The organism is Winogradskyella vidalii (assembly GCF_013403955.1).
Taxonomy (GTDB): domain Bacteria; phylum Bacteroidota; class Bacteroidia; order Flavobacteriales; family Flavobacteriaceae; genus Winogradskyella; species Winogradskyella vidalii.
This window is the reverse complement of record NZ_JABFDG010000002.1, coordinates 105,633-118,966: the sequence shown is the minus strand read 5'-3', so window position 1 is coordinate 118,966 and position 13,334 is coordinate 105,633. Positions and strand designations below refer to the sequence as shown.

The window sequence follows — 13,334 nt, the reverse complement described above, 5'->3', positions numbered from 1 at the left end:
TTTTGTACTTTAGTTTTCAAGCTATATACGAATGCCTACAGGTAGCATTCGCTTGTATTTTCTGTTACGCCTTACAAATTTTGCAATCTCTGGGCTTGTAGGTACCACGCTAATGTTTCGTTCTTTAATGTTAGAAAAAACTAAATCAATAAAATCTAATTCGAGCTCGTCTGTTCTAATTACATCAGGAATTATCATTTTGGTTAAGAATATCTTTCGTTCTTGTAAAGAGTATTCAATAATAGCCAGTTCATTTTCAACCTTTAATTCAAATTGACGTAGGAAGTCATTGTCAACTAGTTCAGCAGTTTCTGTCATAATTTTTTTATATTAAATTCAGCGGTTGGAGGTGTAGATACTATATTTTATATAGTTTTGCAAGGCAAAGGTACAAAAAATCAACGACAGTTTAAGTTTGTTGATGTTAAAACCTTAAATTGTAATTAATTAAGACGTCCTGTTAACATTGTTTTAAGACCTATGGATTCCAAATTGACTCATGTTTATTTAATGCCTGGTATGGCTGCAAATCCCACTATTTTTGAATATATAAAATTGCCAGAACAAGATTATAAAATTCATTGGCTAGAGTGGCAAATACCCAATAAAACAGATACACTCAAAGATTATGCACTGCGTATGTGCGAATTTATAAAACACGAAAATATTGTTTTATTAGGGGTGTCTTTTGGCGGTGTTTTAGTACAGGAAATGAGCAAATATATAAAGGTTAAAAAATTATTTGTTGTTTCTAGTGTGAAGTCACATCACGAATTACCAAAACGGCTAAAATTTTTAAAAATCACAAAAGCTTATCACATTTTACCAACACAATTAGTGAGTAATGTAGATTTATTAGCTAAATATGCTTTTGGTGAAACCGTTAAAAAACGTGTTAACTTGTATAAAAAATACCTTTCGGTAAATGATAAAACCTATTTAGATTGGGCAATTAAACATATGGTTTGTTGGGATCAGGAAGAAGCACATCCAGAGGCTATCTACATTCACGGCGATAAGGATGTTGTTTTTCCACATTCTTGTGTTGGTGATTGTATCGTTATTAAAGGCGGTACGCACATTATGATTATTAACAAGTATAAATGGTTTAACGAAAATTTACCAAAACTAATTGAAGGGTGAGTTTGAATGCTGTAATTAGATTGTTTATCTTTATAGATTATCTCCTAAAATTAAGATACAAAATTAATAGACCATACGCTGTTTCATTAAGGGAATGCTTAATAAAAGAGTGGGATGTGATAGCTTAAAAAAAAATAAAACACATGAAAATTATAAAAAATAGTTTAGCATTAATTGGAGTTGTATGCCTATCGGGCTTGTTTATCTTCGCAATGCAAAAATCACCAAATGAAAAAGCACCTTTAGACGCTGGGCTAGGAAAAGAAGATCCTATCGTTAATAGTTATAATGTCTATGCATTAGAAATGCCTGAGAATTTAAATTTTGCAGGTGAAATGGTTCCGATTAATGATCCTGATATCTACGAGCGTATGGATCGCGAATTGTTGGTGAATACCTATTGGCAGTCTAATGGACTTTTAATGTTTAAACGTGCCCAAAAGTATTTTCCTATCATAGAGCCTATTCTTAAAAAGCACGGTGTACCAGATGATTTTAAATATTTGGCGGTTATTGAAAGTGGATTAATTCAAACGGCTAAATCACCAGCAGGAGCAAGTGGAATTTGGCAAATTATGGCTGCCACAGGTAGAGAAAATGGTCTGGAAGTAAACTCCAATGTCGATGAACGTTATAATTTAGAAAAAGCGACAGAAGTGGCTTGTGATTATTTAAAGAAAGCTAAAGCGAATTTAGGATCATGGACCAAAGCAGCTGCAGCATACAATGCGGGAAATCAAGGGGTTTCAAGACGCTTAGAAGAACAAAAGGTAGATGATTATTACGATTTATTGTTAGGAGAAGAAACAGGGCGTTATGTGTTTAGAATTGTTGCTTTAAAAGAAATTCTTTCTAATCCAGATAAGTACGGTTTCAACTTTAATAAAACCCATTTATATAAAAAAGTGCCAACATTTAAAGTAGAGGTAGATACTGCAGTAACAGACTTTGCACAATTCGCCAAAAATTTTAATATCAATTATAAAATTTTAAAACTTCATAATCCTTGGTTAAGAGAACCACATTTGAATAATAGGTCTAGAAAACTATATGAAATAGCCATTCCTAAAGCGGGTTTTTATAACACTACGCCATAACAATTGGACTTTCTTAGCAATCATACTTGGCAGATTTTAATTATAATAAATTATGCAATTGCATTATCTGCGGTTGTAACAATTCTGCTCAAAAAATTAAATCCAACTAAAGCCTTAAGTTATATTATTGGCTTGTTAGCCTTACCATTTTTAGGCTTAATTGTGTATTATCTTTTTGGACAAGAATACAGGAAGACTAAAATATTTAGCAGGAAGAATGTTCTCAACCAATCCATCGTAAAAAAAATACAAGACCAATTAGAACTCGATACTAAAACTATTAATGAAGTTGATGAGCTATTGGACCAGAAATCAAAACTAATCCCTTTATTATACAATAATGAAAAATCAAAACTCACCATCAATAATGAGGTGAAGCTGATTAAAAATGGTGATGATAAATTTAAATTGCTTTTTGAGGATTTAAAAAAAGCTCAAAATCATATTCATATTGAATATTTTATAATAAATGATGATAAAATTGGCACTGAACTTCTCAATCTTTTATGTCAAAAAGCAAGTGAAGGTTTAGAAATTAGAATCGTTATAGATGATGTTGGGAGCTCTATAAGTTCTAAGATGAAAGGGAAACTGAAAGATTGTGGCATTGAAATGTATCCATTTATGCCTGTGCTGTTTTCTAAATTTACAGGACAAATGAATTATCGTGACCATCGAAAAATTATTATTATTGATGGTAAGATTGGTTATGTTGGAGGCATTAATATTTCAGACGATTATGTTAATGCAAATAATGATAGGTACTGGAGAGATACACATATTCGTATTGTTGGCGAAGCTGTAAAACCATTGCAAATCTTGTTTTTTACCACTTGGGATTTTGTTAGTGGGTCAGAATTAGAGATTTTAAAAACCTATTTTCCTGAACATGATTGTGAAGAGCAGGTACCACTTCAAATTGCTGCAAGCGGACCAGATACCGATTGGTCTAACATAATGGAGGCTATTTTTGTGGCCATTACAAATGCCGAAGATCATATCTATATTACAACCCCTTATTTTATTCCTAATAGTGAAATTGTAACGGCACTTCAAGTTATATCAAGGAGCAATATAAAAGTGAAGATTATTGTGCCGCGAGACTCTGATTCTTGGATTGCAGAATATGCCACCAATTCATACTTAGAAATGTTATTAGAAGCAGGCGTAGAGGTTTATCGCTATACTAAAGGTTTTATTCATGCCAAAACGATAGTTGTTGATGGCGTGTTTAGTACAGTTGGTACCACTAATTTAGACTATAGAAGTTTTAATATTAATTTTGAAGTTAATGCCTTAATCTACAATAAGAAAATAAGCAAAGAGTTAACAGCGTTCTTTAAAGATGATTTAAAAGACTGTAAACAAATAGAATTAAAATCATGGCAAGCGCGCTCTAAGCGTACAAAACTTGTTGAAGCTTTAGCTAGGTTGATGGCACCTCTACTTTAATCACCACCACGCTTATAGTATAATAAAGCGTTAAAATTTGAAGAAGGTTTATTAATATTAATATATTTGCGGACTTAAAATAAATTATCAAGAATCTCAAAAGGAGATAGCAACCTGCATTAACAAGCAAGGTGCTAAAACGATAAGCCAATATTTTGGAAAAAATGTTAATCTAATTTTTCTACTTTATTTGCTTTCCGACTTCTTTTTCAGGAACAAAAGCATGAAAAATCACAACAATCAAATACCAAAATTTACCGCATTAATTCCGCTATTAGTATTTGTAATTACCTTTTTGGGTATTGGGATTTACAACGATGATTTTTATGTATTACCAGCACCAATTGCTGTAATAGTAGGAATTGTCGTCGCGTTTTTAATGTTTAAGCAATCTATAAATTCTAAAATAGATATACTTCTAAAAGGTTGTGGAGATCATAAGATATTAACAATGTGTTTAATTTATCTTCTCGCAGGTGCTTTTGCAGCAATTACAAATGCAACAGAAAGTGTAGATGCCATTGTTAATTTGGGTATGGATTACATTGCTATAGAATATATTTACTTAGGAATCTTCCTAATAGCAGCTTTTTTATCAATTTCTACAGGTACATCTGTTGGTGCTATTGTTACATTGGCACCAATTGTAGTGGGGTTTTCTGAACAAGGCGATATTTCATTAGCTGTACTCAGTGGCGCCTTATTAGGAGGTGCTATGTTTGGCGATAATCTATCTGTCATATCAGATACCACCATTGCGGCTACCCAATCTTTAGATTGTAAGATGAGCGATAAGTTTAAGGAAAACATTAAGTTGGCATTGCCAGCAGCTTTAATAACTCTGGTTGTTTTAACTGTTCAGGGTTTAGATTTAAGTTCAAGTAGTTTAGATGCTGTTAATTATGAGTACTCAGTAATAAAAATAATGCCTTATATATTGGTAATTCTACTATCAATTATAGGTGTAAATGTATTTATAACCTTATTTTTTGGAATTATCTCAGCTGGTATTTTAGGCGTTTTTTATGGCGATTTTACGCTGATGGAATCAACACGAATTGCTTACGATGGATTTACTAATATGACAGAAATTTTCTTACTATCATTATTAACCGGTGGTTTAGCTGCTTTGGTAGAAAAAAATGGCGGTATCGACTATTTACTAAACAAAATTAAAGTTTTAATTAAGAGTAAGACGTCGGCTCAATTTGGTATAGCCACTTTAGTTAGTACTATAAATATGGCAATTGCTAATAATACAGTGTCTATTATAATATCGGGTTCAATTGCAAAAACAATAAATGATGAGTATGGTTTAACGAATAGAAAAACCGCTTCTATTTTAGATATTTTTGCTTGTATTTCTCAAGGTATATTACCGTACGGCGCTCAAGTATTAATGATTTTGAGTTTTTCGAAAGGACAGATTGGTTATATAGACCTAATGCAAAACACCTGGTATTTACTTATATTGTTTATAACAACAGTTCTATTTATAAGCTTACAACCTGTGTTTTTAAAATATAAAAAGAAGTAAAAGAATTATCTTCTACTTCTTCGGTTTTGTCTAGCAGAAGTAGGTTGACCGTATTGTTGCTTAGGTATAACGGCCTTTTTCATTTGTTGCTTCATCATTTTTATTTGATCTGTAAGCATGTCTCTCTTGTCTAGTTTTTCAGCTTCAGATAATAGCTTTTGTGCTTCAGCTTTTCTGCGTTTAGAAAATGCAATTCCAGCTAAATTTAATTTTGCCATAGCTAAATCGTGATCCATAGATAATCCTAAACTAATGGCTTTTTTAAAATAACCTTCGGCTTCGTTCATATTAGTTTGAGATACCATAATACCATTAAGGTAATTTAAATACCCTTGTTGCTTTTTTACTAAGGCACCTTCTGGATTCTTAATTTTATCTAACCATTTTTTTGCGCCTTCAAAATCCTGCTTTCTTAACTTTATAAAAGCGAGTAGAATCATTTCATTTTTAAAGTAAAGGAATATAAAAATGGTAGAAAGTAAGATGTACATAATACCATTACCAATCTCTCCTTCGGTGAATTGATAGATGGCAAAACCAATGATTAATGCGAAAATGACTAGTTTTATATTTTTATTGAACATATTTATGTGTGTTTTAGCAGAGCGCAAAGATAATAAAAACAAAGAGTTTAAAATCTATTCAAAAAAAATCTTTTTGCTATTTGCTAAAGTAAAAACTTGTTGTATATTTGCACGCAGTTTTGAGATAGCTCATAACTTATATAAAAAGAATATTAGTTTTTTAAAAAATACACGACATGCCAAAAAGAACGTTTCAACCGTCAAAAAGAAAGAGAAGAAACAAACACGGTTTCAGAGAAAGAATGGCTTCTGTTAACGGAAGAAAAGTTTTAGCACGTAGAAGAGCTAAAGGAAGAAAGAAATTGTCTGTTTCTACAGAAGCAAAACATAAAAAATAATGATTAACAATTGTTAATATATTAAAGGCGTTACTTAGGTGTAACGTCTTTTTTTATATCCAATAGTTACCTATTTTTGCACAGCCAAATCAATAAAGTAAATTTGCTATATTATTAAACACAACGTTTTATTATGCCAAAAAATAACAACATAAAATCTATATTACTTATCGGTTCAGGTCCTATTGTCATTGGGCAAGCCTGCGAATTTGATTACTCAGGTTCACAAGCATTACGCTCATTACGAGAAGATGGGATTGAAACGATTCTTATTAATTCTAATCCTGCGACAATAATGACGGATCCAGCCATGGCGGATCATGTTTATTTATTGCCTTTAACGACGAAATCGTTAGTTCAAATTTTAAAGGAACATCCACAGATTGATGCTGTGTTACCAACAATGGGTGGGCAAACAGCTTTAAATCTTTGTATTGAAGCAGATGAGAAAGGGATTTGGAAAGATTTTAATGTAGATATTATTGGTGTAGATATTGACGCCATTAACATCACAGAAGATCGTGAGCAATTTAGAGAGTTAATGTTAAAAATTGGTGTTGGTATGGCACCTCAGGCCACAGCAACCTCTTACTTAAAAGGAAAAGAAATTGCACAAGAATTCGGTTTTCCTTTAGTGATTAGAGCGTCTTATACCTTAGGTGGTGAAGGGGCTTCTTTTGTTTATAAAGAAGAAGATTTTGATGAAATGCTTACCCGTGGTTTGGAAGTATCTCCAATTCATGAGGTGATGATTGACAAGGCTTTAATTGGTTGGAAAGAATACGAATTAGAATTACTGCGCGACAAAAATGATAACGTTGTTATTATCTGTACCATCGAAAATATGGATCCAATGGGGATTCACACAGGTGATTCCATTACACTTGCGCCAGCAATGACATTGTCTGATAAAACGTTTCAGAAAATGCGAGATATGGCCATCCATATGATGCGAAGTATTGGTGATTTTGCAGGTGGTTGTAATGTGCAATTTGCGGTAAGTCCAGATGATGAGGAAGAAATTATTGCTATTGAAATTAACCCAAGAGTTTCGCGTTCTTCGGCTTTAGCCAGTAAAGCAACGGGTTATCCTATTGCAAAAATTGCTGCCAAATTAGCTATTGGGTATAATTTAGATGAGTTAGAAAATCAAATTACTAAGTCAACTTCAGCTTTGTTTGAACCGACATTAGATTACGTTGTGGTTAAGATTCCACGTTGGAATTTCGATAAATTCGAAGGTTCTGATCGTACGTTAGGTTTGCAAATGAAAGCTGTAGGAGAAGTGATGTCAATTGGTCGTTCTTTTCAAGAAGCACTACACAAGGCCACACAATCTTTAGAGATTAAGCGAAATGGTTTAGGTGCAGATGGTAAAGGCTACACTGATTATGATACCATTATAGAAAAATTAACCTACGCAAGTTGGGATCGTGTATTTGTAATATATGATGCTATAGCAATAGGAATTCCTTTGAGTCGTATTCACGAAATCACTAAAATTGATATGTGGTTTTTAAAGCAATACGAGGAGTTATTTCAACTTCAAAAAGAAATCTCTACTTTTAAAATAGAAGGTATTGAGCGCGAATTATTACTTGAAGCCAAACAAAAAGGTTATGGTGATCGCCAAATAGCGCACATGCTAGGGTGTCTAGAAAGTGAAGTTTATAACAAACGAAAAGACCTAAATATTAATCGTGTGTTTAAACTGGTTGATACCTGTGCAGCGGAATTTAAAGCCCAAACACCTTATTATTATTCAACGTTTGAAAGTGAAGTAGAAACAGAAGCAGGTGAGGTGTCTGTTCAAAATGAAAGTGTTGTTTCTGATAAAAAGAAAATTATTGTTTTAGGATCTGGTCCTAATAGAATTGGTCAAGGTATTGAATTCGATTACTGTTGTGTGCATGGCGTTTTGGCAGCTGCCGAATGTGGTTATGAAACCATCATGATAAATTGTAATCCTGAAACAGTTTCTACTGATTTTGATATTGCAGACAAATTGTATTTTGAGCCTGTGTTTTGGGAACATATCTATGATATTATTCAACATGAAAAACCAGAAGGTGTCATTGTTCAATTGGGAGGGCAAACGGCATTAAAGTTGGCTGAAAAATTAGAAAAATGGGGCGTTAAAATTATGGGAACTAGCTTTAAATCACTCGATTTAGCTGAAGATAGAGGTAGTTTTTCAAATATTTTAAAACAACATAATATTCCTTACCCAGAGTTTGATGTTGCTGAATCAGCTGACGAGGCTTTGGCAATAGCAGATGTTCTAGACTTTCCTATATTAGTGAGACCTTCTTATGTTCTTGGAGGACAAGGAATGAAGATTGTGATTAATAAACAAGAATTAGAGTCTCATGTTATTGATTTACTAAAATCAATTCCAGGGAATAAATTATTATTAGATCATTATTTAGATGGTGCTATAGAAGCTGAAGCAGATGCTATTTGTGATGCCGATGGTAATGTGTATATCATTGGAATTATGGAGCATATTGAGCCTTGTGGAATTCACTCAGGTGATAGTAATGCCTTATTACCAGCATTTAATCTTGGCGATTTAGTGAAGCAACAAATTGTAGATCATACGCACACCATAGCACGAGCATTAGATACGGTAGGCTTAATTAATATTCAATTTGCTATAAAAGACGATGTTGTTTATATCATCGAAGCTAATCCAAGAGCATCACGTACGGTACCGTTTATAGCAAAAGCGTATAAAGAACCTTATGTAAATTATGCGACTAAAGTAATGTTAGGTGAGAAAAAAGTAACCGACTTTGATTTTAATCCACAATTAGAAGGTTATGCGATAAAGCAACCCGTATTTTCGTTTAACAAATTCCCTAATGTGAATAAAAAACTGGGACCAGAAATGAAAAGTACAGGTGAAAGTATTTTGTTTATCGATAGCTTAAAGGATGATCAGTTTTACGATCTTTATGCAAGACGAAAAATGTATTTGAGTAAATAATAATTCAAATCAATTTATAATTTAATTCTAAAGGCTTTATTTTAAAATAAAGCCTTTATTTATTATTGTAATTGCAATCATTTTAACATTCATAAGCTAAAATTGGCATAGTTTTCGATAAAGTGTATAGTGTTATTCATTAATAATTACTAACTTAGCTATAAGAATACCCCAATTATATGAAAAAAATATTACTCACTTTTATACTAACTGTTACATTTGGTGCTATGCATGCTTATGCATTAGGATATCAAAATGATACTGTTACACCTATTAACAACTCTGAATATGTGCATAGTTTTGAACATAATGCAGTATCGTCTTTATTAGGTATAGAAATAAAAAATGACTTATTTCAGGATAGAAGTTTCAAGATTTCACCAAATCCTTCTTCAAATAAGTTGAACATTAAATTACTTAAGACTTCTAAAAATACCATACTTGAAGTATATGATGTTTTAGGAAAGCGCATTCATAAAAGTACAATCACACAATTGGAAGCTTCAGTAGATGTATCTAATTGGAAAACAGGAGTATATCTCGTTAAGGTTTCTAATGAAAAGGAATCGCAGACTAAGCGATTTATAAAACAATAAAAGATATTATAACAATATATAAAAAAGTCATTTCCGAGGAAATGGCTTTTTTTATTTTAGTTCAATCTTAACTCTATAGTCCTTAAGTAGGTCTAAATAATTATCGACATTTTTATAGATTTGATTAAGGTATTCATCTTTTTTCATGTCATCTTCACGTCGTTTTATAGCTCTTATAAAGCGTTTTGCTTCAAGTTTAGTGCTTATTATAAGTCCAGGTACAGACTCTGTTTTTCCTTCTTCGTTTACAGCAACCATCGTAAAGTAAGACGAGTTACAATGTTTAACTTTTCCTGTTCTAATGTTTTCAGCTTCTACTCTTATCCCAACAACCATTGATGATTTTCCAACATAGTTTATTGAAGCTTTCATGGTTACTAATTCGCCAACTTCAATAGGTTTCAAGAAATTTACTTTATCAACAGAAGCGGTAACACAGTAGCTTCTAGAGTGTTTTGAAGCACAGGCAAAAGCAATCTGGTCCATTAAACTTAAGATATAACCACCGTGAATTTTGCCACCAAAATTGGTGTTAGAGGGCAGCATTAACTCTGAAATTTCAATTTTAGATTCTTTTATTGATTTAAACATAGGTTTTTAAATTTAAATATAACAAGCTTACAATTATAGCAATTCCGAAGCTAATAAGTGTGCCGATTAAAATGTATTCTGTTAATTTTCTTTCTTTAGATGCTGTAAGATCCCCAAATCTAAATACAGATTTTGCAGTGATTAAAAAGCCAACGGCTTCCCAATGGCCTACCACTATAAATATAAAGACCAAAAGGCGCTCTAAAATACCAATATATTTTCCGGCATCTTTTAGAGATTCATTACCTTTAGTAAGTTTTGAAATGTTCCATTTAGAGAAAATAACTTTCATTATAATGGCTGTAGGAGTGCTTAAAAATAGCAGGCAAGTCACTAATAACAGTGATTTGGCATCCCAATTAATCTGAAATTCAAATGCACTACTATAAAGCAATAAGGTTAATCCTATTATAGCTCCAAGGTGTAAGAGTTGATCAATAAAAAACAAGTAGCGTTTTATTTTTTTACGCTGAAAGCTAAGTTTTAAAGCATCGATTATTAGATGAGCGCCGCCCACACTTAAAATTAATGCTGTATAAGTCAGGTCCCATACCAACAATAACATCAAAGCCAAGTGCACAGCAACATGCACGTAAAGCCAAACCGATTTCAGTTTCTTTTTCTCTTTGTGCTTAACCCATTGGTTAGGTTGTAAAAAGAAGTCGCCAATAAGGTGGGCTAAAACGAGTTTTAAAATTATAAGAATCATACTATTGTGGCTATTTTTTCTCTGTAAAGAACATCTAATTCTAATATTTCATCTAAGTACGCCCGTTTTTGTCTTGTGCTTATAGCATTTTGGTTAATACCTATAATTTTACCTAGTTCACTCTGTAAAGCATTGGGCTGCTCGATACTTAATTTAACAATTTCAGCAGAATTGATTGTCCATCGATCCATAGCGATTAACGCCAATTTAAAATATAAATTAAGCTCTTTATTAATCTGTAAATTATTGGTTTTTATTCTTAAATTTTGTTTGTCTTTTTTTAGCATTTCTAAGGTTTCGCCAGAGTTAATGTAGGCCTCACCAGAAGATTCACTAACACTATCACCTTTATAAGTTTTTTCTCCTAAACCAATAGCCAATCTAACATCTAAGCCCGATAAAGATTTTATGCAAGCTTTAATATAAACGGCTGCAATAAAACCTGAAAATACATCTTTTAACTCTATTTGAAAACTATCACCACGATATATATCCCAATATTGAGCATCTACACTTAAATAAGACAAGGCTTCTTTTAAGGTCGTTAACCACAATTCATTGTCTAATTGTGTTCTAGATTTAATGATATCTCCTGTAATTATACTTGTTTTCATTTATCACGTAATTTAGCGATAATCAAATATATCACTTTTTTACGTGATATTTAAATATATCACCTGTAAACGTGATAATTTATTCAGAATCATCTTCTTGAGCACGCTTAATAATGCTTTCGGGAAGTGTTTTCTTGGCTTTAGCACCCATTTTTTTAAGCTTTTCAACTCGCGAAATAAGATTACCACGACCATCAACCAGTTTATTCATAGCCGATGAATAATCACTTTTAGCAGCATCTATCTTTTTGCCAACACCAGTTAAGTCGGTCACTAAGCCTTCAAACTTATCGTAAAGTGCTCCAGCTTGTTTGGCGATTTCTAAAGCATTTTGTTGTTGTTTTTCGTTATTCCACATAGAGTCAATAGTGCGTAAAGTTGCCAGTAGAGTAGAAGGTGTAACGATAACAATATTCTGTTCAAACGCTTTATTGTAAAGTGAATTATCTTCGTTAATAGCCACAGCAAAAGCGGGTTCAATAGGAATAAACATCAATACAAAATCTGGCGATTCAATATCGTACAAATCCTGATAATTCTTAGCCGATAATTGATCCACATGTTTTTTTATAGAATTAACATGTGCTTTTAAAAATAAAGGACGTTCCTCATCTTCAGCATTTACAAACTGTTCATAAGCCGTGAGGGAAACTTTAGAATCAATAATCATCTTTTTAGAATCCGGAAGGTGTAACACCACATCTGGCAATACACGTGAGCCATCCTCGCGTTGAAAATGCTGTTGTACAAAATATTCACGGTCTTTTTCTAATCCCGATTTTTCTAATACACGTTCTAAAACCAATTCACCCCAATTCCCTTGAGTCTTACTATCGCCTTTTAAAGCTCTAGTAAGATTTGTGGCTTCTTTCGCCATAATTTGATTCAAATCTTTTAAGCCTAATAATTGCTCTTTTAAAGCCGAATGCATACTGATGCTTTCTTTTTGTGTGTCTTCAACTTTTTTCTCGAAGGTTTTTATTTTTTCTTCAAGTGGATTTAGAATGTTTTTTATGTTTTCTTTATTCTGAAGCGTAAATTTCTCTGACTTTTCATCTAATATTTTAGAAGCCATCAATTCAAAATCCTTACGTAATTGTTCTTGTTGTAGCGTTAACTCCTCATCGCGTTTAAGATTTGATTTTTGAAGGTTTTCATATTCAGAATTACGTCTTGATAGTTCTGTATTTAAAAAGTCTTTTTCTCTTCTTATCGCTTCGCGTTCAGTTTCAATTTTAGAAATGCTGGCTTTTAATTCCGCAACATGATCCGAAAAATACTGTTCTTGTTTTTGCTTTTCAGATGCAGTGAATTCCTTTATCGCATTAATTTGTTGTTGTAAATTAGCATTGCGCTCTTCTAATGTGCTTGAGTGACTTTTAGTATTGACTTGCGAAAACTTAAAGCCAATTAAGGCACCAATACCAGCGGAAATAAGGCTAGCTATAAAAAGTATTATGGTGTCGGTCATAGTTGGAAATTGAAATTTATCAAAGATACATTTTTAGCTTAAATCTAGACGTCTTCTAAAAATGTAGCCAATAAAAATTTGAATATCTAATAATAGAAACTAAAAATATTAGGACTATAATTCTGCTTCAACAACACTTTTTTATATTAAATACTTGGTAATAAAGTACCGACTAAAAACTCTGAACTGATGACTAAAAACTCTGAACTTATT

The 13,334-nt window shown here is 32.4% G+C and carries 13 protein-coding genes and 1 riboswitch; of the genes, 7 read left to right on the top strand and 6 right to left on the bottom strand.

From position 1 onward, the window contains the following. Positions 1-21: 21 nt before the first annotated feature. Positions 22-318 carry an N-acetyltransferase gene (locus HM982_RS07380; protein WP_179352503.1) on the bottom strand — a complete coding sequence of 99 codons (297 nt, stop codon included), beginning with the start codon at positions 316-318 and terminating at the stop codon, positions 22-24. A gap of 162 nt (positions 319-480) precedes the next feature. Here HM982_RS07380 and HM982_RS07375 point away from each other — a divergent pair, with 162 nt between their 5' ends. The 4 genes from HM982_RS07375 (at position 481) to HM982_RS07360 (ending at position 5,229) form a co-directional block, all read left to right on the top strand. Beyond that, positions 481-1,143, top strand: coding sequence for an alpha/beta hydrolase family protein (locus HM982_RS07375; RefSeq protein ID WP_179352502.1), 663 nt, complete (start codon positions 481-483; stop codon positions 1,141-1,143). Between the two features lie 143 nt (positions 1,144-1,286). Then, positions 1,287-2,240 carry a lytic transglycosylase domain-containing protein gene (locus HM982_RS07370; RefSeq protein WP_179352501.1) on the top strand — a complete coding sequence of 318 codons (954 nt, stop codon included), beginning with the start codon at positions 1,287-1,289 and terminating at the stop codon, positions 2,238-2,240. Between the two features lie 3 nt (positions 2,241-2,243). Then, a complete protein-coding gene (gene cls / locus HM982_RS07365) occupies positions 2,244-3,692 on the top strand; it encodes a cardiolipin synthase (RefSeq protein ID WP_179352500.1) in 1,449 nt (482 codons plus the stop codon). A 79-nt stretch (positions 3,693-3,771) separates the two neighbouring features. After that, positions 3,772-3,867: riboswitch (SAM-I-IV-variant riboswitch) on the top strand. Between the two features lie 48 nt (positions 3,868-3,915). Next, positions 3,916-5,229, top strand: a complete 1,314-nt coding sequence (locus HM982_RS07360; RefSeq protein WP_179352499.1) for a Na+/H+ antiporter NhaC family protein — start codon at positions 3,916-3,918, stop codon at positions 5,227-5,229. A gap of 5 nt (positions 5,230-5,234) precedes the next feature. On the opposite strand, the gene HM982_RS07355 is transcribed toward HM982_RS07360, so the two are convergent. After that, the gene (locus tag HM982_RS07355; RefSeq protein WP_179352498.1) at positions 5,235-5,813 is read right to left on the bottom strand and encodes a tetratricopeptide repeat protein; all 579 of its coding nucleotides are present in this window, start codon (positions 5,811-5,813) and stop codon (positions 5,235-5,237) included. A 176-nt stretch (positions 5,814-5,989) separates the two neighbouring features. Here HM982_RS07355 and rpmH point away from each other — a divergent pair, with 176 nt between their 5' ends. The 3 genes from rpmH (at position 5,990) to HM982_RS07340 (ending at position 9,736) form a co-directional block, all read left to right on the top strand. Next, on the top strand, positions 5,990-6,151 hold the full coding sequence (gene rpmH / locus HM982_RS07350; protein WP_179352497.1) for a 50S ribosomal protein L34: 162 nt from the start codon (positions 5,990-5,992) through the stop codon (positions 6,149-6,151). Between the two features lie 133 nt (positions 6,152-6,284). Further along, the gene (gene carB / locus HM982_RS07345) at positions 6,285-9,140 is read left to right on the top strand and encodes a carbamoyl-phosphate synthase large subunit (RefSeq protein ID WP_179352496.1); all 2,856 of its coding nucleotides are present in this window, start codon (positions 6,285-6,287) and stop codon (positions 9,138-9,140) included. A gap of 179 nt (positions 9,141-9,319) precedes the next feature. Further along, positions 9,320-9,736 carry a T9SS type A sorting domain-containing protein gene (locus HM982_RS07340; RefSeq protein WP_179352495.1) on the top strand — a complete coding sequence of 139 codons (417 nt, stop codon included), beginning with the start codon at positions 9,320-9,322 and terminating at the stop codon, positions 9,734-9,736. Positions 9,737-9,787: 51 nt separating this feature from the next. Here HM982_RS07340 and HM982_RS07335 read toward each other — a convergent pair whose 3' ends face one another. The 4 genes from HM982_RS07335 to rmuC form a co-directional block, all read right to left on the bottom strand. Further along, positions 9,788-10,327, bottom strand: coding sequence for an acyl-CoA thioesterase (locus tag HM982_RS07335; RefSeq protein ID WP_179352494.1), 540 nt, complete (start codon positions 10,325-10,327; stop codon positions 9,788-9,790). Beyond that, positions 10,320-11,036, bottom strand: a complete 717-nt coding sequence (locus HM982_RS07330; RefSeq protein WP_179352493.1) for a DUF3307 domain-containing protein — start codon at positions 11,034-11,036, stop codon at positions 10,320-10,322. The genes HM982_RS07335 and HM982_RS07330 overlap by 8 nt, the downstream gene beginning before the upstream one ends. Continuing rightward, positions 11,033-11,650 (bottom strand): transcriptional regulator, encoded by a 618-nt coding sequence (locus HM982_RS07325; protein ID WP_179352492.1) that lies wholly within the window; start codon positions 11,648-11,650, stop codon positions 11,033-11,035. The genes HM982_RS07330 and HM982_RS07325 overlap by 4 nt, the downstream gene beginning before the upstream one ends. A gap of 79 nt (positions 11,651-11,729) precedes the next feature. Further along, on the bottom strand, positions 11,730-13,121 hold the full coding sequence (gene rmuC / locus HM982_RS07320; protein ID WP_179352491.1) for a DNA recombination protein RmuC: 1,392 nt from the start codon (positions 13,119-13,121) through the stop codon (positions 11,730-11,732). Between the last annotated feature and the right edge of the window lie 213 nt (positions 13,122-13,334).